General features: G+C 39.3%; 26 protein-coding genes. 8 read left to right on the top strand and 18 right to left on the bottom strand.

The features are described from left to right. Positions 1 to 552 precede the first annotated feature (552 nt). The 7 genes from D1013_RS09625 to D1013_RS20465 all read right to left on the bottom strand — a co-directional run bounded on the left by D1013_RS09625 (position 553) and on the right by D1013_RS20465 (position 5,888). Positions 553 to 966 (bottom strand): YeeE/YedE family protein, encoded by a 414-nt coding sequence (locus D1013_RS09625; protein ID WP_121848620.1) that lies wholly within the window; start codon positions 964 to 966, stop codon positions 553 to 555. Between the two features lie 5 nt (positions 967 to 971). Next, positions 972 to 1,529, bottom strand: a complete 558-nt coding sequence (locus D1013_RS09620) for a hypothetical protein (RefSeq protein WP_121848619.1) — start codon at positions 1,527 to 1,529, stop codon at positions 972 to 974. A gap of 101 nt (positions 1,530 to 1,630) precedes the next feature. Further along, the gene (locus D1013_RS09615; RefSeq protein ID WP_121848618.1) at positions 1,631 to 2,329 is read right to left on the bottom strand and encodes a hypothetical protein; all 699 of its coding nucleotides are present in this window, start codon (positions 2,327 to 2,329) and stop codon (positions 1,631 to 1,633) included. 1 nt (position 2,330) lies between these two features. Continuing rightward, positions 2,331 to 2,843: a YeeE/YedE family protein gene (locus D1013_RS09610; RefSeq protein WP_121848617.1), complete on the bottom strand. Its 513-nt coding sequence runs from the start codon at positions 2,841 to 2,843 to the stop codon at positions 2,331 to 2,333. A 155-nt stretch (positions 2,844 to 2,998) separates the two neighbouring features. Next, positions 2,999 to 4,036 (bottom strand): cytochrome d ubiquinol oxidase subunit II, encoded by a 1,038-nt coding sequence (gene cydB / locus D1013_RS09605; RefSeq protein WP_121848616.1) that lies wholly within the window; start codon positions 4,034 to 4,036, stop codon positions 2,999 to 3,001. Between the two features lie 11 nt (positions 4,037 to 4,047). Next, positions 4,048 to 5,403: a cytochrome ubiquinol oxidase subunit I gene (locus tag D1013_RS09600; RefSeq protein ID WP_121848615.1), complete on the bottom strand. Its 1,356-nt coding sequence runs from the start codon at positions 5,401 to 5,403 to the stop codon at positions 4,048 to 4,050. A gap of 269 nt (positions 5,404 to 5,672) precedes the next feature. Further along, positions 5,673 to 5,888 carry a hypothetical protein gene (locus D1013_RS20465; RefSeq protein ID WP_192466550.1) on the bottom strand — a complete coding sequence of 72 codons (216 nt, stop codon included), beginning with the start codon at positions 5,886 to 5,888 and terminating at the stop codon, positions 5,673 to 5,675. Between the two features lie 266 nt (positions 5,889 to 6,154). Here D1013_RS20465 and D1013_RS09590 point away from each other — a divergent pair, with 266 nt between their 5' ends. The 4 genes from D1013_RS09590 (at position 6,155) to D1013_RS09575 (ending at position 9,288) form a co-directional block, all read left to right on the top strand. After that, the gene (locus tag D1013_RS09590; protein ID WP_121848614.1) at positions 6,155 to 6,553 is read left to right on the top strand and encodes a DoxX family protein; all 399 of its coding nucleotides are present in this window, start codon (positions 6,155 to 6,157) and stop codon (positions 6,551 to 6,553) included. 4 nt (positions 6,554 to 6,557) lie between these two features. Next, on the top strand, positions 6,558 to 6,980 hold the full coding sequence (locus tag D1013_RS09585) for a DsrE family protein (protein ID WP_121848613.1): 423 nt from the start codon (positions 6,558 to 6,560) through the stop codon (positions 6,978 to 6,980). A 77-nt stretch (positions 6,981 to 7,057) separates the two neighbouring features. Then, the gene (locus tag D1013_RS09580; RefSeq protein ID WP_380085133.1) at positions 7,058 to 8,665 is read left to right on the top strand and encodes a bifunctional metallophosphatase/5'-nucleotidase; all 1,608 of its coding nucleotides are present in this window, start codon (positions 7,058 to 7,060) and stop codon (positions 8,663 to 8,665) included. Between the two features lie 11 nt (positions 8,666 to 8,676). Next, positions 8,677 to 9,288 carry a TlpA family protein disulfide reductase gene (locus D1013_RS09575; RefSeq protein ID WP_121848612.1) on the top strand — a complete coding sequence of 204 codons (612 nt, stop codon included), beginning with the start codon at positions 8,677 to 8,679 and terminating at the stop codon, positions 9,286 to 9,288. Between the two features lie 81 nt (positions 9,289 to 9,369). Here the strand turns inward: D1013_RS09575 and D1013_RS09570 are convergent, their stop codons facing one another. The 4 genes from D1013_RS09570 to D1013_RS09555 all read right to left on the bottom strand — a co-directional run bounded on the left by D1013_RS09570 (position 9,370) and on the right by D1013_RS09555 (position 12,460). Then, positions 9,370 to 9,843 carry a Dps family protein gene (locus tag D1013_RS09570; RefSeq protein WP_121848611.1) on the bottom strand — a complete coding sequence of 158 codons (474 nt, stop codon included), beginning with the start codon at positions 9,841 to 9,843 and terminating at the stop codon, positions 9,370 to 9,372. Between the two features lie 6 nt (positions 9,844 to 9,849). After that, positions 9,850 to 11,178 (bottom strand): MBL fold metallo-hydrolase, encoded by a 1,329-nt coding sequence (locus D1013_RS09565; RefSeq protein WP_121850676.1) that lies wholly within the window; start codon positions 11,176 to 11,178, stop codon positions 9,850 to 9,852. 61 nt (positions 11,179 to 11,239) lie between these two features. Next, positions 11,240 to 11,908: a peroxiredoxin gene (locus tag D1013_RS09560; protein WP_121848610.1), complete on the bottom strand. Its 669-nt coding sequence runs from the start codon at positions 11,906 to 11,908 to the stop codon at positions 11,240 to 11,242. A 120-nt stretch (positions 11,909 to 12,028) separates the two neighbouring features. Next, positions 12,029 to 12,460: a class I SAM-dependent methyltransferase gene (locus tag D1013_RS09555; protein WP_162987873.1), complete on the bottom strand. Its 432-nt coding sequence runs from the start codon at positions 12,458 to 12,460 to the stop codon at positions 12,029 to 12,031. 575 nt (positions 12,461 to 13,035) lie between these two features. Here D1013_RS09555 and D1013_RS09545 point away from each other — a divergent pair. Next, on the top strand, positions 13,036 to 13,587 hold the full coding sequence (locus D1013_RS09545; protein ID WP_121848607.1) for a collagen-like protein: 552 nt from the start codon (positions 13,036 to 13,038) through the stop codon (positions 13,585 to 13,587). A gap of 566 nt (positions 13,588 to 14,153) precedes the next feature. Here the strand turns inward: D1013_RS09545 and D1013_RS09540 are convergent. The 3 genes from D1013_RS09540 to D1013_RS09530 form a co-directional block, all read right to left on the bottom strand. Then, positions 14,154 to 14,375, bottom strand: a complete 222-nt coding sequence (locus D1013_RS09540) for a BRCT domain-containing protein (protein ID WP_121848606.1) — start codon at positions 14,373 to 14,375, stop codon at positions 14,154 to 14,156. Positions 14,376 to 14,548: 173 nt separating this feature from the next. Then, a complete protein-coding gene (locus D1013_RS09535; protein WP_162987872.1) occupies positions 14,549 to 14,842 on the bottom strand; it encodes a hypothetical protein in 294 nt (97 codons plus the stop codon). Then, the gene (locus D1013_RS09530; RefSeq protein WP_121848604.1) at positions 14,829 to 15,560 is read right to left on the bottom strand and encodes an SOS response-associated peptidase; all 732 of its coding nucleotides are present in this window, start codon (positions 15,558 to 15,560) and stop codon (positions 14,829 to 14,831) included. Before D1013_RS09530 ends, D1013_RS09535 begins: the two co-directional genes overlap by 14 nt. Positions 15,561 to 15,804: 244 nt before the next feature. Here D1013_RS09530 and D1013_RS09525 point away from each other — a divergent pair, with 244 nt between their 5' ends. Further along, a complete protein-coding gene (locus D1013_RS09525; RefSeq protein ID WP_121848603.1) occupies positions 15,805 to 16,035 on the top strand; it encodes a hypothetical protein in 231 nt (76 codons plus the stop codon). A gap of 151 nt (positions 16,036 to 16,186) precedes the next feature. After that, the gene (locus tag D1013_RS09520; RefSeq protein ID WP_121848602.1) at positions 16,187 to 16,438 is read left to right on the top strand and encodes a hypothetical protein; all 252 of its coding nucleotides are present in this window, start codon (positions 16,187 to 16,189) and stop codon (positions 16,436 to 16,438) included. A gap of 255 nt (positions 16,439 to 16,693) precedes the next feature. Here D1013_RS09520 and D1013_RS09510 read toward each other — a convergent pair whose 3' ends face one another. Then, positions 16,694 to 16,981, bottom strand: coding sequence for an integrase core domain-containing protein (locus D1013_RS09510; protein WP_162987871.1), 288 nt, complete (start codon positions 16,979 to 16,981; stop codon positions 16,694 to 16,696). A gap of 57 nt (positions 16,982 to 17,038) precedes the next feature. Here D1013_RS09510 and D1013_RS09505 point away from each other — a divergent pair, with 57 nt between their 5' ends. Then, the gene (locus tag D1013_RS09505; protein ID WP_121848600.1) at positions 17,039 to 17,422 is read left to right on the top strand and encodes a helix-turn-helix domain-containing protein; all 384 of its coding nucleotides are present in this window, start codon (positions 17,039 to 17,041) and stop codon (positions 17,420 to 17,422) included. Between the two features lie 189 nt (positions 17,423 to 17,611). Here D1013_RS09505 and mobB read toward each other — a convergent pair whose 3' ends face one another. The 3 genes from mobB to D1013_RS09490 all read right to left on the bottom strand — a co-directional run bounded on the left by mobB (position 17,612) and on the right by D1013_RS09490 (position 20,725). Beyond that, a complete protein-coding gene (mobB, locus tag D1013_RS09500; RefSeq protein WP_121848599.1) occupies positions 17,612 to 18,634 on the bottom strand; it encodes a MobB family relaxase in 1,023 nt (340 codons plus the stop codon). A gap of 5 nt (positions 18,635 to 18,639) precedes the next feature. Beyond that, positions 18,640 to 19,224, bottom strand: a complete 585-nt coding sequence (locus tag D1013_RS09495; protein ID WP_121848598.1) for a BfmA/BtgA family mobilization protein — start codon at positions 19,222 to 19,224, stop codon at positions 18,640 to 18,642. Positions 19,225 to 19,486: 262 nt separating this feature from the next. After that, positions 19,487 to 20,725 carry a site-specific integrase gene (locus tag D1013_RS09490; protein ID WP_121848597.1) on the bottom strand — a complete coding sequence of 413 codons (1,239 nt, stop codon included), beginning with the start codon at positions 20,723 to 20,725 and terminating at the stop codon, positions 19,487 to 19,489. Positions 20,726 to 21,088 lie beyond the last annotated feature (363 nt).

The following is a 21,088-nucleotide window of genomic DNA, read 5'->3' as shown; positions in this document are numbered from 1 at the left end:
CTCAATACTTTGCTACACATCTTTGGAAAGTGGAGTCAACAAACACTATTGCAATTCAGAGCATTATTTAATTGAAAATTTACCCTTGCTGCTGTATTTGAAAAAGCAATTAAAGGGCTTAAATCAATTAGATTTCGGTTGTTTTAGAGTAAATAACAAACCGAAAAAATGATTTCATAGAACCGGTGCTATTTTAACTAGACAAAGTCGGTTTGTAAAATATTCCCTGAAAAAGCCACCTCTTGATCCTATTTCATGACTTCGGGGTGGCAGAGTTAGAACACTCCTCCCTACTCCTCTAAAAGTCAATTCATTACAAGGTATTTTTCTAAAAAAGGACATTTGCCTCAGCGTTTTGACGCTTTCGAATTATAAAAAATAGAGAAAGGCTACCAAAACAGTATGAATGGATTTGAATTTAATTTAATTTTTCCAAGAAAGAAATTCTTCCATAAAACAAAAATCTACGCGCTAGCAATAAGACTGAACTAGATATGCCTTAAATAAAGTACTATTCAAATTTTCATAAATTGTGGATTTAAAAGATAACATTCAATGAGGTAAAACTTTTCTCAATAGTCCATAAATAAAGGTTCCCAAAATGGCAAAGACAATGACGACCAAAATGGAGGGATAACGTGCACCGACAAGGGTAAACATGGGTCCAGGGCAGGCACCTGCCAAGGCCCATCCCAGACCGAAGATGATACCGCCGAAAAGATACCTAGGAGTGCTCCTTGCCTTGGGATGAAATATGATAGATTCACCATAGAATGATTTAATCTGGAACTTTTTGATGAGCTGGACTATAACAACCCCAACCACAAGCGCAGAACCAATGATTCCATACGTGTGAAAGGCCTTGAATTGAAACATTTCATAGATTCGGAACCAAGAGGCCGCTTCCGATTTAAACATCCTAATTCCAAAAATGATTCCTATAAGGAAATAAATAATGGTTCTCATAATTCCTAAAATATATAATTCGTTACAAAATTTATTTGATGAAAGTTGCTTTGGTTAAACACTTTTGAGGATTCGGTATTGTTCAGGTTTTCCTTGAGGACATAAAGGACATCAAAATTTAGCCCCTCAAGAAAGCCATGCATTTCATAGTGGAGTCTAGTATTGACTTGATAATATTCGTCGCTGTTATATTTATTGAAAGCAAAGCCGTCTATTCTTGTCCCCAGAACCTCGGTAAACTCCAACCCAAAAGTCAAGCCCTTAATATTAAAATCATAATCGCCAGAAAGGGTAAAGACATCGGCATCTCCCAAACCCTCCAACCGGGAACGTGGAATGGATGTAAAAAAATGGTCTCGGCCCAGTTCTTTTGGAAACAGAAACCTTTCTGTGTCAAAGGCTTTAGTATAGGCCGCTCCAAAATGCCAGTGTTCTGGATGATAGGCAAATCTCCAGCTCAGTACCTTGCCTTTTTCTTCGGGTTGGATGTATCTTGCCTCATAGTCCAGTTTTTTTGAAAACGATCGGGAAATTGCAGGGCATACTGTAGACCAAGAATCCAAAAGCCTTTGTGAAAATCCAATTCTATCATGCTCGTATTAAAAATGTGGTGAAGGTAATAGTGGTTGACACAAAGATCAAAATTGTTGAATTGGGTTTCATATTAGAAAGAAGCGATTCCTCTTGATGCTGTATCATCCCGATAATCAGGGGGCCTTCCATCGGGCTGAAATCCATTTTTCACCAATCCATTGGCCTCATCAAAATCATACCATTCTACCGTACTTCTTGGCCAAATGCGATCAAGCCAGCTCAGGTTGAACACATGTTTTCCCTTAAATAGCTGCAGCCATATACCTTTAAAAGCATAGGGTTTCATCCTGCCATCACTCTCATTGAGCAGGGGCGTTTCCTCAATGGCCAATTTACCATAGGTGGCGTAGCCATTTTGAAAGTTGTATTTTATATAGAGTTTCTCCAAACGGTCGAGGTCGTTAAAATTGTCCAAGTCGTTTATGTCGTACAGTTCGCGTTCCCATTTAGAGATACCCCCGGTCGTTTGATCAGGCTCATTTAAGTCCGCAGAGAACGTTTGATAGGTAAAGGTTCCCTTGACGCCCAGTTCAAATCCCATGTATTCATTGGTTTTAAAAGCAATGGCCCCACCCAGTGCATTCGTATAATAATCTTTCAGTCCCCGATTGTTGAGCGTGCTCATAAAGAAGTTTCGAATATGCCCTTCTATCTCACCCTTGGCAAATATTTCCTTAAGATTTTGAACACTTTGCCCATTATAGTTATCCTGTGCTATGGCAATGGATACACAATGAAAAACCAGTAGGTATCCCAATATTGCCTTCATTCTAAAAGATATAGGGAAATATGAAATGAATCATAACCAAACCACCGATAAAAAAACCGATAACTGCAATCAAAGAAGGCACCTGAAGATCACTCAAACCTGATATGGCGTGTCCAGAGGTACATCCGCCGGCATATCGGGCCCCAAACCCGACCAATAATCCGCCGATGGCCAGAACGGCTAAACTTTTCCAATCGGTTAATACAGAATTAGCAAAAAGTTCGGTAGGGAGATAGGCTTTGCCTGCACTTTCAAATCCAAGTGAACTAAGATTTTCAACAACTTGTGGATTGATATCAACTACAGTCTCTGTTGATAGATAATAAGACCCCAGAAACCCTCCAATAATAGCGCCAAGGACGACTACTAAATTCCACCGTTGTGCTTTCCAGTCAAAACGAAAGAAGTCACTGCTCCTGTCGGCCCCGCATATGGTGCACATGGTCCGTAAATTGGCAGACATCCCAAAGTTTTTGCCCACCATGAGCAATAAGAACATCACTAGGGCTATCATAGGCCCAGAAACATACCAAGGCTAGGGCTCTAACAAAAATTCATAGATTAAGTTTTATGATAACAAATTAAGGATAGTGAAATGAAATGGTCAGTAACCTAGGTTACAAAAACTAACCCAGCTTCTGAGGTTGATTTATTAATTTATATGTGTCTTCAATAACTCGTATCGTCGAGTTTGACCTTGCCTTTGAATGTTCTGTAAAGAAAAAGGAAGTACATGGCTATCAGGGGTGCCCCAATCAAAACAATGGTTAACATAATGCTCAATGATTTTTGGGATGATGCTGCATTGTAGATGGTCACGCTATACTTGGGGTCCAAAGTGGACGGCAGAAGTACCGGATACAATTGAAAGGCGACCAACATCAGTAAAAAAGCCATGGTCAACGATGAAAATACCAATGCCTGGACATATCTTTTTTTGGAGACCAACCTCCGTATGTTGGCCACTGCCAAAAAGGCCAACAATGGCAATATAAAAAAGACGGGGTTCTCTTTGAACTTATCGGAGACACCTGGAATAAAAACCAAAGTGTACAATGATGTAATGGCAAAACTAACCAGAAAAAAAATCATCCCCTTTTTCAGTAGAAACGTAAGCCTCGCATATAGGCGCCCCTCTGTTTTAAGCAACAAAAAGATTGCCCCTTGGGTCATAAAGATGGACAATGTCGTCAAACCCACCATAAGCGGATATGGGCCCAAAAACGAAAGAAGAACACCCCCTTTGTAGGTAAAATTCTCGCCGATATCGAAACCTGTTAGAATATTGCCCAAGACCACACCCAGCAAAAAAGCAATACCCGAGTTGGATATAAAATAAAGGATGTCCCAAGATTTTCGCCACCACGTCATGGGTTCGAAGCTTCTGAATTTTATGGCTGCAGAACGAAGCACCAATAACATCAAAAAGAGCATAAAGGGCACATACATTGCCGACAACATGGTGGCATACATCACAGGAAAGCCTGCGAACAGGGCACCTGCACCAATAATCAGCCATACCTGATTCGCATCCCAAATGGGGCCAATCGCGTTGATGGCAATTCGTCGGCTCATATCCTTTTTAAAAAAGAGATGCCATGCCCCGGCACCATAATCAAATCCTTCCAATATGGCGTAGCCAGAAAATAAAAGTCCGACCACTAAATACCAAAGTGTTGGGTAGTCTATACCTAAAAATTTTTCCATGGTCAATTCAGTTAAACGTATTTCAAAAATTCATCTGGATTTTCAGCTTCATCATAGGGCCCGTGTTTTATCTTTTTGTTCATCGAATAGAGAAATAATAGGAACAGTAGGGTATAGACAATGAAGAACAGGATAAGGGAAAACAAAATTTGATTGGACGAAACCTCTTGGGAAAATGCCTCACTCGTTCTTAAATGCCCATAGACCACCCAGGGTTGTCTTCCCATTTCAGCGGCAAACCATCCTGCTTGGTTTGCTATCTGTGGCAAGAGCACGGCAAAGGCAAAAATTCTCAACAACCATTTTTTATCGAACAATCGACCTCTCAACCATAAATATGTGGCATACAATGTAAGACCAATCAAAAACATACCTATAGAAATCATGATGTGATAAAATTGAAAAACAGCATTGACCTGACTTGGTTGATCTTCTTTTGGAAAGGCGTCCAATCCGGTTACAGGGGCTTTCAAATCTTGGCCGACCAAAAATGAAAGACCTCCAGGAACTTTTAGACCTGTCACTTCCTTGACTTCGTTGTCGACCCATCCCAAAAGATAAAGGTCAGCGGGTGCAGAGGTCTCATAGTGGCCTTCCATGGCCGCAAGCTTGGCAGGTTGATTTTTTGAAACACCCTCTGCGGAGCTATGACCGGAGACCAATTGGCTCAAGGAAATTGCTGTGGCTACCAATAGGGCTATCTTGAATGCCTTCTGGGATATTTCAACATACCTACCTTTTAAGAGGTAATAAGCGTGCACGCTAAGTACCAAGAAAGCACCGGCCAAGAAAGCACCTTGCCAGACGTGAATTATTCTATCAACACTCGATGGGTTAAAGACCATGGCCCAAAAATCGGTGACTTCCGCTCTTGCATTCAATCCTTCACCAACTATATGGTAACCCGCTGGGGTTTGCTGCCAACTGTTGGCCACCACTATCCAAATGGCTGAAAACATGGATCCCAAAAAGACACCAATGGTAGAAATAAAATGGACCTTGGGCGAAACCTTGTTCCATCCAAAAATCAAAATACCCAGAAAGGTACTTTCAAGTGCAAAAGCGAACAATCCTTCTGCAGCCAAAGCACTTCCAAATATATCACCAACATATCTGGAATAAACGGACCAATTGGTTCCGAATTCAAACTCCATGATAATTCCAGTGGCGACACCGATACCAAAAGTAATGGCAAATATCTTTAACCAAAAGCGGGTCAGCACCTCGTATTGCTTGTTTCTCGTTTTAAGATACAATCCTTCAAAAATCACCATCAGCAATCCGAGGCCAATGCTCAAAGGGGGATAGATGTAATGATATGCAATCGTGAAGGCAAATTGAATACGGGCAAGAATTTCGGTTTCCATAGGTTTTATAATAACTAATATAAAGTTAAAAATGGAATGCTATTTAATGTGTTACCAATGTTACTTAAAGCGACAAAAATCAACTATTCTACTTTAGCACATCGATTATAATCGTAAGCATTATATACTTTTTATCTTGAATCTCATAGGTTCTAATTCGCGAAAGTGATACCATATTATTTTTAAATAAAAATCTGAGTACTGTAACAAAAGTTACCCTGCTAGGGCAATTGAAAGTCTACTTTTGATTTAATTGTGAAATACAAGACTTACATATCACTAATACTTGCATTTATTTTTATAGCAAAATTTATTGCCGTGGATTCAAATGGTTTGAGTTTATTAAGCAATAGCGGTTTAACAGTGGTAATGCCGTTTTGTAAGAAGAAAAACTCACCCAAAACAATTGGTGATGCAAAAGATTTTTCTTTTTCTAAAATAGAAGAATCCTTTTCGCAAAAATTAATATTGAGCAGTTTCTGCAATCCTCAGTTTCAATTAGAAATTTTCATATGGGAAACTGGAATTTACAAACTTACCTCGATTTATAATTCTCACATTACTACAACCCTTAATTATCGTTTTCTAGATAACGATTCACCACCACCTCGTTTGGCTTAGTCCAACTCCCATTTTCAAAAATTTAAAGTCGGTGCTTCCGTAATGGTTCTCTGTATCCATAAAAATACGACAGGACGAACTATTACGAACAGACACCGCACAAATCAAAACATTTTAAATATCATTTACAATGGCGACAAAAATTTTAATTAGCCGTCGTTCCATACAACTGTTGCGCATACTAGTAAGCTGCATATTTCTCGTAGCGGGTTTCAATCACCTGCTGAATATAGAAAAAACTGCCCAGCGTATAGAACAAGCAAACTTTAAAGGTATCGCACTTTTTTTTGGTGAACCGGAATGGCTCATCATCCTATCAGGTATCGTAATGCTTGTAGCAGGTTTCCTATTTCTTATCGGATATAGGACGAAATGGGCGGCTATTGTATTGATGGCGGTTTTAATCCCCATCACATTAACTATTCAAGTGGGTCAAATAACAACGCTTGGACCTTTATTTAAAAACATAGCAATCTTCGGTGGACTTCTTTTTTTTGTATTGAACGACACCAGTAATCTTCTAAAATAAAAAAATGAAAACGTATTTATTAAGTTCAATTCTTTTGGTGCTAACCGTGTTCAGCATAAACAAAACACAGGCACAGCAAATGGACAACGACACAAACAATTATGTGGTACTGACCAAAAAAGTGCCTCAATTACAACCTATAATTCTAACGGCTAAAGCCCTTAAGGCCGAAGAAGGCGATTCCTTTGGCGATTTTCAAGTCATCATATGTGGCAAGGAAATAGGTGACATCACAGATGTTGAAAAAATGGGCGACTTCGTAAAAAAGGCTAAAAAAGCAGGTGTAAAAATCATAGCCTGTGGTTTTTCACTCAAGAAGTTCAAGGTAGATAAAACAAAAGTCCCTAAAGAAATTGAGATTGTCGAGAACGGAATTCTCTACAACTTTCAGCTTCAGAAAAAAGGGTATAAAAGTATTAGCCTGTAATGAATGAAAACGCAATGTTTACAACTATGAAAACAACTAACAGTAATATTTTGACGGCTATTTCCCTTATAGCAATAATGGTAGTGACGGTTGGCTGCAAAACAGAAAAATCAAATAAAATGAACAGTCTCAATAAATCAAAGGATACTTTAAGTATTACCGTACTTCAAACAGCCGATATTCACGGCCAACTCGACACACACCCTGAACTATTCTGGGAAAACGAAAAAATAGTATTTAAAGACCGTGGCGGCCTCGCCAATATCAAGACACTGTTTGAGCAAGAAAGGCCAAAAAACCCAAATCATACTATCATCGTTGACGGTGGTGACCTTATACAGGGTAGTGGTTATACCGCACTATCAGAAGGAAAGGTTATGCCTGAACTTATTAAAAATATGGGGTATGATGTCATCATCCCTGGCAACTGGGAAGTAGTATATGGTAAGGATGTGATGATGGACGTAATGAAAGGTTATGAAACTGATGTAATCGTCCAGAATATGTATCACGAAGAGAGTAACGTACCTTTGTTTCCTGCCTATTCCGTTAAGGAAATCGAGGGTTTACGTATCGGGTTTATGGGTATCAATGACCCAGACGTGCCCGTACGTCAAAATCCAATATTTAGTAAAGGTATTGGGTTCAGCGGTCTAACCGAAGACCTTAAAAATCAGGTGGATGAGTTAAAAATGAATGAAAACCTAGACCTACTCTTTTTGGTAACGCACATCGGTATTTTCAAACAGGTGGAACTTGCTAATAACCCTATTGCAGAAAATGTAGACTATATATTGGGAAATGATACTCACGAGCGTGTACGAGAACCCATTCAAGGTAAGTATGCCAAAGTCACTGAACCTGGCGCATTCGGTTCTTTCGTTGGTAAGTTGACGCTTCATTTTATCGATGGCAAATTAGTGGGTGACGAATATGAACTAATTGACGTTGACCCAGAGGTATTCCCAGCGAATAAAGAAATTCAAGAATTGGTGGACAAGGCAAAAGAACCATACAAAGACCACTTGGAAACGGTGATGGGATATACTAAAAAACCTCTCTATCGATATCTTACCGTAGAGAACCCGATGGACAATATGATTACAGATGCGGCTCGCTGGAAGACGGGTGTTGACATAGCCATTTCAAATGGGTTTCGATTTGGTAACCCAATTTTTCCCGAAAAGGGTAACCCTGCACCTATTACTCGCGCAAATCTTTGGAATTTACTTCCCGTGAATGAAAAGGTGAAAACAGGAAAGGCAACCGGCAAACAAATAAAAAAATGGTTGGAAAAAGAAATGCACAACGCATTTGCGCAAGACCCGACCGAACGTTTCGGTGGTTGGCTGGTACGATTTTCAGGAATGAAGGTCAACTTCAACAGTCAAAATGAAAAAGGTCAAAGAATCAATAGTTTAACCGTAAACGGCGAACCAATGGAAGATGATGATTATTATACCATTTCGGCCTGTGTACGCCCCGGCGACCCAATTGACAACCTTTGTAGGATGTCAGGTGTTAAGGATGTTGAAGTAAAAGACTATACCATTCACGAAGTCGTGGAAGAGTATTTGAATGAACATTCACCGGTATCTCCTATTATTGATGGAAGAGCATATGCAGAGGACCTTGGGGAATATTCTTTCTCTACTGTGCCTCAAACCGATTATAAATTTCAGTAAAAATTTAAATTATGGATAACAGCAAAAAAAGCAAACACACGAAAAAAACTTGGATTCAATATGGAATTTTTGCAATAGCCGGAATTACACTTTATGTCACAGGTTTGCATACCGAGGTAATAGGTTTCGCGCAACGTGGAATACTTGAAACTGGTTTAATGAATCCGAATGTTGAAGATGTTGCTCAAGATAGTAACATTGAAAATAAAGTAATGGCAAAAGCAGATTACAATCTGGATTTATTAGATAAGGACGGAAATGTCATATCTCTCAAAAATTTCGAGGGCAAAGTCATATTTTTAAATTTTTGGGCTACGTGGTGCCCACCTTGTGTGGCAGAAATGCCAAGTATTGAAAATTTACACAAGGATATGGGTAACGATGTAGTTTTTGTAATGCTCTCTTTTGACAATAATTTTGAAACCGCGAAAGAGTATATGAAAGGTAAGGAATATAATTTGCCCATATATTCGGTGGCCGGTAACATTCCTAATGTATATGATTCGAATGCCTTGCCTACCACCTATGTTATTAATGTAGAAGGAAATATTGTCTTGACCCACAAAGGGATGGCTGATTATAACAATGAGGAATTTAGGGGATTTCTTATCGGTTTGATGTAATGTGATTACCACAAATAAGATAAACCGCATTGGGTATCACATCCAATACGGTTTGTTTTTTTTAATATAATTATTTGCAATTCAATCTAGATATGCAGATAGCATCCACACCAATTTTTCCTGTTCTACGATATACTCGCTCATCAGGGCAACTGTACCTTCGTCGCCAGCTTCCGCTGCAAGTGCCAATATCGTCCGTTCTTTTTTCAATAAGATACCAAGTGACCCAATAATATTATCAACTGCAGTCGCGCCATCCGTCACATTCTCGACCGATTTTATTTCTGAAGTTTTGAGGTAGCCCTCATAAGAATGGATGGGGGTTGCTCCCAATGTCAATGCACGTTCGGCCAGTTCATCAATTTTCACCAAAGCCTCGTTGTACAATTTTTCGAATTTCAAATGCAGTTCAAAGAACTTCTTACCCTTGATGTTCCAATGAAATCCCCGTAAGTTCATGTAGAACAATTGGTAATTGGATAATAGGTCATTAAGCTTTTTTGCGACGTCTTCTGATGCGACAGCATCCAATCCTATTTTATTTATGTTACCCATAACCTTTTATTTAAAATCATTAATGTTTTCACTCAAGTCAAATACGGTGGTGTCCTTGAATGATTTCTCCAAAATGCTGCTTCCTGCTGCGCTGCGGTAGCCGCCTGCGCAATGTACAACGAGCGGCTTATCGGTCGGGATTTGTTTAAGTGTATCCCTTAATTCGTTGAGAGGGTGTTCCAGAGCGTTTTCAAAAAACTTTCCATCATTGATCTCACTCTGATTTCGTATGTCCACAATGGTATAGTTCGATGGATTTTGTTTAAAATCTTCCAAGTCGAGATCAGCACTCTGCTTTAAATTTTCTGTCCCCAAAGTGATTACCGATTCAAGTTGGGTCTCATAACCGATCTTCGAAACCCGCTCCAATATATCATGAAGTTCGCTGGGGTCTTCAATAATCAAATGAAAGGCTTCCATAGGTTCGACAATGGACCCTAGCCAAGTCTCAAACTTATCATTTTCAGAAGTGGCCTGGATATTGATGCTCCCTGGCAGATGACCTTCTTTGAATTTCGCTTCTTTTCGGGTATCGACAAGCAATCCTTTGACCGATGTATGGTACTGGAAAGGTACTTTGGCAATCGCCTTTCTAACATTTTCCGCTCCGGATTTATTGATATCCACATTGAACCCGAAATAAGAAGGGATGAACGGTTGGCTATCCAACAATGTGCTTACAAAATCATCTTTGGTTTGTTCTCTGAAAGCCCAGTTGCCCATGCGCTCATTTCCTAGGGTACTGCTATTATCACTACTAAGATTCTTACCACACAGGGATCCCGCTCCATGCGCAGGATAAATCAGGGCGTCGTTGGGCAAATCTTTGAATTTCTTCTGAATGGTATCGTACATCATTTCAGCCAATTCTTGACGTTTAGCGGTCATGTTGCCCGCTTTTTCCCTGAGGTCGGGTCTGCCTACGTCGCCAATAAAGAGGGTGTCTCCGGTAAATAAGGAGGTCTCGTCACCGTCTTTGGCAACTATAGTGATGCTATCCGGGGAATGGCCAGGCGTATTGATGGCAAATAGGGTGGCATCTCCAATGGAAATGGCATCGCCTTCATCAAATGAGGTGTGTGGATAATCGGCACCCAACTTTTTACTATTATAAATTGTAGCTCCAGTTTCCTCGTGAATCTGAAGGTGAGAACTTACAAAATCGGCGTGTGGGTGTGTTTCAATAACCGCAACGATTTTGCATTTGTTTTCTTTGGCAAACGCATAATATTGCGTGGCATTTCTTTCAGGATCAATTATAGCCATTTCACCTTTGCTTACAATGGCATAGGAATAGTGGGCCAATGGTTTGTATTCGAATTGCTTTATATTCATCTCGTTTGATTTAAAAAGATTGGTACTTTCTAAAAATATGCCAATTGCGTGCATATATGTGTTACGAAAGATTCTTCTTTGCTAGGTACCAAGTTACCTTTTCAACAGAATCATCTTCAAGTCTCTTGTTCAATTCATCCAAAGATTTTGGTGGCGGAACAATGGCTTTCTCACCTTTCTTCCAATCCAAGGGCATTGCCACGCCATGTTTGTCCGAAGTCTGAAGTGCTTCCAAAGCCCTAAGAATTTCATCCATGTTCCTACCTACATTCAATGGGTAGTACATAATCAGTCTGATTTTCTTTTTAGGATCGATAAAGAATACCGCTCTAACGGCTGCTGTTTCGCTCTCATTGGGTTGGAGCATCCCGTACAGTTTGGATACTTTCATATCCAAATCGGCAATAATGGGAAAGTCAAAATACACCCCCGTATTTTCCCTTACATTTTGTACCCAACCCAAATGGGCGTGTATGCTATCGATACTTAGCCCCAAAAGTTCAGTGTTCAGGGCATCAAATTCTTTTTTTCTGGTCGCAAAGCCGCTCATTTCCGTGGTACATACGGGCGTAAAATCAGCGGGATGCGAGAACATGACGATCCATTTGTCCTTTGCAAATTCTGACAATTTTATTTTTCCTTTAGTGGTCACCGCCTCAAAGTCAGGTGCATCATCACCTATTCGTGGCATTGTCTTGATTTCTTCGTTCAAAACATTTAAGTTTTCCATAGTTCTATAAGTTATATTTATTATTTTATAAATTCAATATAAAATTAAACTATGGTTGTAAAGTGTGCAGTAACCTAGGTTACACAGGTTTCATTTAACTTCCATTTAACGTTCCTGGGGTCACTTTTTGGTGCCGACCATACGTATGACGCTTGCCTTTCCTTTATGATATTGACCTTCGTTCAAGTTGATTTTTTCTTTTCGCAAGAGGTAAAATTCTAGGAATTTAAACTCCTCTTCCATTTCTTCCAATGAAAACAACATTTTTTCGTCTTTGGCCCCCCCAGATTCCAAACTAAGCTGTTCCTTCGAAAAGGCTTCGAAAATTACTTTACCCCCTGGTCTGACCAGTGATAATATTTTTTCAGAGGCCTGCTTTCGAATATCAGAAGGAAAATGGGCATAGATGAATGCGACGACATCAAATTGTCGTTCTGAATAGAAATCCAAAACGGAAGACACTTTATAATCAATAAGGGCATTTTGTGATTTTGCCAATGTCATGGCTTTTTGGCGGGCCGTGTCACTGATGTCGAAAGCGGTGACTGGCAAAGATATTTTTCAAAAGTAGGCCAATGGTATCGGAATCTTTATCAAACAACTCTGCCATTTGTCTTTGATTTAACCAAATGGTATCATTATTCAACCGTATTTCTATGCTTAATTTACCACCGTATAATATAATCTCCCCCTGTTCATCCTGTTTTAAGCTAAAGTTATAATCAAAAAAGAACAAATTACAATTCCGATTAATATCCCTTCTTTAAAAGATATTAGAATCACAATTTTTTAGCATTTAATTATTAAAAATATTGACCCTAATTGGTATCTATTGGTGACAACTTCCTTGTTCGGTAATTGTACTTTGACTTGTTCGGTTTGTAATCTTGAAAATACTTTTTTGAACTTTTTATTAAATAACCATTTCTGAATTATCAATTGTAGAAAATGGGGAAGGCTGCCATCCGAAAGCCTGATCGATACTTTCTTTTAAGCACGATAGAGGAATGTTCTGTTACAAAAAGAACCATCTTTCTGTTTTATTCTTTATCTAGATGTTAACCTTTTCCATTTCTGAACATTAATTATCAATAAGCATAAAACAATACGAATTAAACTATTTTATTATGAAGATTATGAAATTCTGTATTCTGTTACATTTTGTTCTTGGATCTGTCTTGATTTCCTGTGAGAAGGAAGGTCCCGAGGGGCCTGTGGGACCAGAAGGACCCCAAGGTGAACAGGGAGTAGCAGGTCCTCAAGGGGAACAAGGCCTCCAAGGTGAATCCGGTGAAGATGGGAACGCCAATGTTATATCGTCTGATTGGTTTGATGTTTCTTGGTCAACTAACCCCGGAACCTTTGGCTATCATGACCAAACCGCTACGGATATAACAGCCCAAGACTTGGAAGATTCGGTCATCCTCGTGTATTTTGAAAATTCTACTTACGTTTACCCGCTTCCCATGACCTGGTCAGCAACCTTAACCGTAAATTTTGCTTTTCAAGAGGGGCGAATTAGAATTTATTACAGAACGGATACGAGCAGTTCGGCTCCGGAAGGGAGAGCAAGATATATTATTATACCTTCGTCTTCGGTGAGTAGCAAAGCGGAAAGCCTGAATTACAATAAAATGACCTATCAAAAGTTAGTGGACCATTTTGGATTGGATTATTAAAGATTTTCAAGGCAAACTATTGAACCTGGGCAATCTCCCGCTTTTTCCATTTAGTATGTGGACAAGGTGATTAAGCTGTAGCCTTCCCCAAAAAGATTTCTGAATTAGCAATTGTAGAAAACAGGGAAGGCTACAAATTGGATTACTTGCCATTTTTGTTAGATTATAAATTCACAGTTCGCAAACATGATTATTTGGAAAAGGCCAAGATTTAAACTTGGCCTTTAATGTGGGGGTTAACTTTGCTAAACCAGCATATGTATTAAAACTGCACAGTCTTAATAATGTAACATAGGCTAGTTTTGGCTCAGAACAAGAACGCAATCAAGTGCTTTATATTACCTACATACCAACGCAAATTCCTACATGATTAGTAACAAACTGACTATATCAAATCTTTTTACTCAACATAACAATAAAGGCCAGGACAAGCCTGACCTTTACGGGGAATTTAAACTTTGCCTTAGGTCCCCACTAACTAACATGAGAGCGATACCGCAGTATTAATTTAACAAAATATTTTGATTTAAATGCTTTATTTTTAATTTTTTTAACAAATAATTTTCCTACATATAATCGCTTTTTAGAGGTTGGAACAAAATGTCTTGTTCCACCACCAAATTATCATATTGACTCGCCATTTTTAGCTCTTCTTTATCCGGGAAAAATCCGACCACGATTAAATCTGTATCTGCCCTTACATGGTCTTGGATTTCGGCTCCCCTCTCTGCCAACACCTTGGCCAGTTCGGTATAATGGTGGTATCCCGTGAAGGTTCCGGTAACCACAACTTTTTGTACCTTAAATAGTTTTGTTTTATTAATTGAATTGAGTATTCTCTCAATCGTTTGCGTTTATCAATCTATTTATTCAGATATTTAGTGATCAGCTCTTTCTTTTCATACTCTTCCGGACATTGAAAGACTGGTTTTAGTATTCCGGCCAGCTCCTCGGTTCGCTTTTAATGATTATCGGCTCCCGGGCTGGCCAAAAAAGATTGCAACATTGACTCGAAGTTTTCAAGATGGCCTTCGACCGAATCCATGGCAAGTACGGAACCTGCCCAATCCATAATCCGCTTTTTAAAAGAAGGCGAATTAACTAGCTTAAGTTCGATTGCATTGATCAATTTCGTGTATGTATCCGCATCAATTTTTGCCTCATTGTATAAATCATCCGTCACCTCTAACCAGAGGTCCATTTTTTTCAGATTGTTGCCCTTACGGGCGTGAGCTCGTTCCTCAGATAAAATCATCAAATCCGTCATAAATGGTTGGCATAATAGCCGTCTCATTATCAAAGGAACCTTTTGCCACAGGATACACGCGAAACTCTTGGTCGGTAAAACCTTCGTTGATATAATCCAAAATTTCAATCTTATTTAAGCTTTCGTCCAACCAACCTTTTTCCAAGCGCTTATCTAATACCAAGGGCATTCTTTTTGCTAGATTAACCACAATACTGAAAAAGTAATTTGCCCCGACCGTTACCATACTACAGGTATATTGATTTTCTCCTATTCGTGAATAGATACCGGCAATTGCAAATAACTTCCCTGCCCCGTTTTTATTGGGTATATAGCAATATACAGGTATTGATGATTTCATGGATTGGTGCTCTTCATAGAAACCATCCGCAATGATTAGGCACCTTCGTGATTTCGCGGCGGTAGAATAAGAGTCGCAATACATCATATATTCTCCCATACTCTGCAAAGTTTTATTGATTTTTAAGTACTCATCGATACTACCATACTTTTCAAAAAACCTTGTTCGGTCAGCAAATTCATCTTCTGGTACCAAGCCCCATATAGCGGGAACTATTTGCTCTGTGTTCTCTACGGTAATAATTTGAAGCTTGTCATTCTTTAAACCATTTAGTCGATACGAGGGATTATATTCTTCTAAAAAATTGGCTTTGAAACGTTTAGCAATTTTGTTTCTTCTGGCTATAAGGGATATTTGTAAACTCATGTCCGGACGTTATTTTTCATCTCAAAATTTCCAGAATTACGTTTTATTTTTTTAGTGAATTTATATGAAATTTTTTAGAAATAAGCAATTTTTATTGCCCATTATTGCTATTTGTCTCGCATGCTTGATAATTCTGTAGGCTAGAGCTGCGCTTTGAAATCGGCCCTAAACCGAATTCTCTGTTCTTTTTGGAAATCAAATTCTAAAATGGGCTATATTAGCCTTAAAGCTTAACTACTCTGTTATGAAAGATTCGGAACAGGTCCGCTTAGAACTGTACATGAACAAGGTGCTCGAGAAGAAATTCAATGATATCGTGGTGCATACCGACCATTATGGCGATGAAATTATGATTGCATGTCTTTGGAATCGACAAAGTGCAATTTTTTATGACAATGCCAAATCATTCATCTTCCATAAAGATAAGTTCGATGATGTATTCGAAAACGAAATAAAACCATTCTTCGGGGTTTAAACTGAATTACAGATATTTGGTCTTGATTAACTGACTGCATAAGGTCTGGCAAGTTATTGTTAATTTTTTTATTTAGGTCAACAACTTATTTAAATAAGGTATTGGTTAATCTTACTCCTGATTATATTATTGGGAATACTAAAATTTGTGAATGATAGAATCTGATAGAAAACGTTTGGAACTGTACATGTATGAGGTACTAAAGACTAAATACAAAGACATCGTCGTTCATGTCGAGCAATTCAATTACGAGGTAATGATAGTGTGTTTTTGGAATAGAAGAAGTATCGTCTTTTATAAGAATGCCAAAACGTTCACCTTCAATCAAAATGAATTTGATGCTGTAATGGAAAATGAAATTAGACCTTTTTTTGGGGTTACGGAAAGTATTAGCTATAACTAATAATGAAAAAGAGGATTATCATATAACTCATTCACTAGTAATTTAATGCCCTGCTCCGAGTGCTTCACCGAAAGCACCCTATAGACTTTACCAGCATTCTCTACCAAATCCTCTTTTTGTGGTAGGACTTCTAGATTGACGCTTATAGTTTTATGAGAACGATTATCTTTTAATCTAATTTTCATATTCTTATAATCAGAGAATTGTAGATACCCAGATCTTTAGGACAGGTTTTCTATAAAACTAATATAATTATCAAGCTGCTCTTTCAAATATATCAATAGGTCTTTCATAGTAGATGGACTGGTGTCTTCTTTCGTAGTTGTAATAATCAAAGTACTCTGTCAATAACAGATAAAGGTCCATACGGTCCATTGTCGGGTTCAGATATATCTTTTCGTATTTCACGTTCCTCCATAACCTTTCGATAAAGGCATTGTCCGTGGCCCTTCCAAGTTGAATGTCCGTTGCTCCATAATTTTTTGTTTTACCTAAAGCACCTGCATTGGTACCGTGTACCCAACCATGCAAAGTTGTAACCAACCACTTCCATTGGTAATCTACCCGTATATTTAAATTTGGAATGTTTATTTTTGGAATATGGAGACAGTAAAAAAGAACAACCACATTGGAAGAAAGATTGGCCGCATCCGTGAGCTACGAGGCATAAAACAGGAAACCTTGGCAGAGATGTTGGGTGTCAGCCAACAAAGTGTTTCCAAAATCGAACAGTCCGAGAACCTTGATACGGAACGTCTGGAAGCCGTCGCCAAAGCCTTGGGGGTCACACCTGAAGCAATTCATAACTTTTCTGAAGAGTTGGCCATCAATTATTTCAACAATTTCAATGACAGCAGTGAGGGCACATTCAATAATCATTGCACATTCAATCCATTGGACAAGGTAATTGAGCTTTATGAGCGTCTCGTTCAAGCTGAAAAAGATAAGGTGACTTACCTGGAAAACCTATTGGACAAGAAATAGCATAATACTTTAAATCAAATCTTCTTATAAAAGTTGCTTACAAAAAATCGAACGAAACGCAGTGAAGGGCTGCAAACGTCCCAAATGCTTACCTCCAACTTTTGCGCATGGATCCTATCGGGTTTTTGTAGTGTTCCGGTAGATAAGCGTGAAGCAAAAACCCGGTAGGGCGCAACCTACTTTTGGATTTCAGTAACCCATATCCTCACCTGTACCCCTTGCCTTATCAATCCCCCTACCTAGAGCTTTGATGATCTTGGCCGCCATTTGCACTTTATTGGTCGGTATACTGGGAGCCTTGACCCCCATTGTCTTAAGAAGTTTGAAGGCCATGTCCTTTTCCTTGGTGGGCAATCCCATCACCTTTGCAAAGAACTTCCCCGGTTCCTTGGCATGGGCCTTTCTCCCAACATAGGATTCCACATAGTTCCTCTTGAACCCTGTTGTCCTGTCGAAGGTCTTTTCGGCCGCTTGGTAAAAACTGTCCCGATCAAAACCCCTCTTGACCGTCTTTCCGTTCAGCTCCACTTCGGATGCCTTATGTTTTGCCATTGGCGAAAGGGTATAGGTGTTCGTTATGTCTCTTCTGCTGACAATGATATGGATATGGGTCTGTGGCCCCTCCTTTTTCATCCCTGCGGCCACCAACTGTCCGTTCTGTTTATGTGGGGCCAATCCTTCTTGCTCTTTGATTCTTTTTCCTAAATCATTGACATTCCTAAAGGATTCGCCCCGTTCCACTTTCCGTATCTCGTTCCTTAGCCTTGCTATCTCGCCTCGGTATAGAGCATTCTCTTGCACCCGTTTGTCAAGGCCCCGATAAGTGCGTTCATGCTCTATCTTGGCATAGTACTTCAGGTTCTCGGCCTTGACCTTTTGGTTGCGATGGAAACTCTTGGCATAATCCTCCATGAGTTTCCTTGTGTATTCCCTCAGCAGTTTAGGATCACTGCTTATGGCCTTCAGTTCCCTTTTATTGGGGCTGACCACTATGGAATAGAATTTCGGGTCTTTCTGTCTTAGTTTAGCGGTATTGGCATCTATTTCATCGATGACCGTTTGAGGGCTTACGCTGTCGTTCTCTTGGTCAAAGAATTCCTCCCTAAGTTCGGGTGACCTATCCTCGTTTTCCTTTTCCAGATAGTCCACATAGTTCCCTACACTGGAGTTATAGGTACTGCCCATTTTCTGTGCCGAGATGGTAAGGTACATGGCTGTTATCTTAATTGATGTTTTAGGCTTTCAAAATCCTCGATGCCCATATTTATTTTCAAATAAGGCTTGCCCATCATTGGTTCCACCTTTTCAACGCTGTTGAGCATTTTATTACAGCGTTTTTTATAGTCTTTAAATTCTTGCAGCATTCTATCATGCTCCACTTTTGGAACGGTATTCCTTGGTTCCAAAAAATCCCTTCGCTCTTCTTGTATTTTGACGGGTTCCCGTCTCTGTTTCCTCCCATCCTCTACATAGGCCTCGTAAAGTATCAGCACCATTTCATAAGTCGGCCGGATACTGGTCTTTTCTATGTTCTTGATAATGGCGATGAGCCTATCGAATTTTTTCATCATCTGACGCTCCAATTCTTTGATACTGTCAAGGATGATCTTTGTTCCCTCCCCAAAAGGGTCAAGGTTATTATCCTTGAAGTATTGTATCATTCCATCCAAAACCTCGCTATGCGATTTGTTGAACCTTTTGGAATAGCTCCGAAAACGAGTGGCCGTTTCCTTCTTCACGGTGATATTGGAATAACCACCTGTTCCTTTCCTTGTTCTGCCGTTTGTAGATTGCTTTTCCATAGGTGCGATTTTGTTTTTTAGTGAAATTGCGTCAATTTTTTCGTCAAAAATTTCCAGTGTTTATAGGGCTTTCCAAAGGGTTTACTGTAGATTCCGGAAAAGTCTACTGTAGCCCCAGATTTTGCACAGTATTCCAAAATCCTTTCAATCAACTGGTTTTCAACCTGTTGAAGACCCGAAAACAACCGTGATGGCGCAAACTGCGCATCACCCTCTTGCTATTCCTACGTCCCGCGAGCGGGACCGAATAAATACAGTCTTATCATCCTTCGGCTGATCGGTTGGTTTGCATATGATATATTAGGTTTTGCATATCCTCCCCTATCTTTTGTTCCAATACCCTGGCATAAATCTGGGTAGTGGCCAATTTGGTATGGCCAAGCATTTTGGAGACGGTTTCTATCGGCACCCCATTGGAAAGGGTTACCGTTGTTGCAAAAGTGTGCCTTGCGGTATGGAATGTTACTTTCTTGTAAATCTTACAGGCCTTGCAGATTTCCTTTAAGTAATAATTGACCTTTTGATTGCTATAAACAGGCAATAGGACTTTCATCATCTTTCTTTCTGCGGAATCTTCATATTTTTTGATGATTTCCTTTGCTTGTGGAAGTAAGGGGATTTTGAGTTTTTCGTCCGTCTTTATCCTTTTGGTGAACAACCATTCATTGCCATCTATTCCTTTAAGTAGGTGGTCTGGGGTCAATGCCTTCACATCGATATAGGATAGGCCAGTATAGCACGAGAAGAGAAACACATCCTTGCATTTCTCAACTCCCTCTTTTGTGAACGTGGTCTCTTCTATCAATTTCAATTCCCGTTTTGTCAAATATTCCCGTTCGGTTTTCTCAAAACGCAGTTTATAGTTTTCAAAAGGGTCTTTTGTTATCCAATCCAACCGAACGGCCAACCTTGACATTTTCTTAAGCCGTTCCATGTGTTTCATGGCCCCGTTATTTGTGCATTTGGTTCGTGTAGATGGTCTGTACTTTCTTAGGTACTGCTCAAAGTCCGATATAAAACGGTAGTTCAATTTTTTGAGCTTTATGTCCTCAACTCCATATTCCTCTTTTAAAAATAAACCCACGCATCGTTCGGTGATGTGGTAATTCTTTCTGGTTCCCGGACGTAAAGAAGTGTGCATGGTTCCATTGTGGTAGGCAATCAATTGTTTCAATGTTTTGCCTCCCTCATCTTCTCCAAAGAACCTTGCTTTTATGGCCAATGGGGTGATTACCTTCTCTTCTGCCATCGATAGCCTATGTGCCTCATGAAGACCAGTATAAATTTGGTCCAGGTACTTGTTAAGGGAGATAATGTAATTAGAAAATCCCTTGCCCCTTTTACGGCTATTGTCCCATAAATTGGTTTTTATCTCCCGATTTATGCTAAAATCGGTGCGCTCACCATCGATGGTAATCCTACAATAGACAATCCGGTTCTCGGATTGCACCTTGTGCTTCCTTGTAAAGAAATTGATTGTTAAACGATTGTTTTTCTGCATGTTGTAACCTTTTAGAGTGTGAATACCGTGAAAGTCAAAACACAAGAAAAATGGTTCTAAAAGTCATTTAAAGTTACAACAAGAACTGTAAGTGTTTGCTCCCGATGGGAACACGCTTGATATGATTTTAGATGGTTTTAAATGAATTCAAACGATATGCTTAAAAACACAAAACACTGAAAATCATAAGATTAACAGTGTTTTGATTTTACTTAAATAAGGTAAGTCGGGATGACTGGATTTAAACCATAAACACAACACCCTCAAAACCAATAATTTAAAAACTAAAACTTATAAATTGACATCAATTAGGACATCAATGAGATAATTTAGGCCTTCTCCTACAAATCTAACATATAAAAA

This window comes from Euzebyella marina (assembly GCF_003687485.1).
Lineage (GTDB): Bacteria > Bacteroidota > Bacteroidia > Flavobacteriales > Flavobacteriaceae > Euzebyella > Euzebyella marina.
This window is presented reverse-complemented; position numbering and strand designations above follow the sequence as displayed.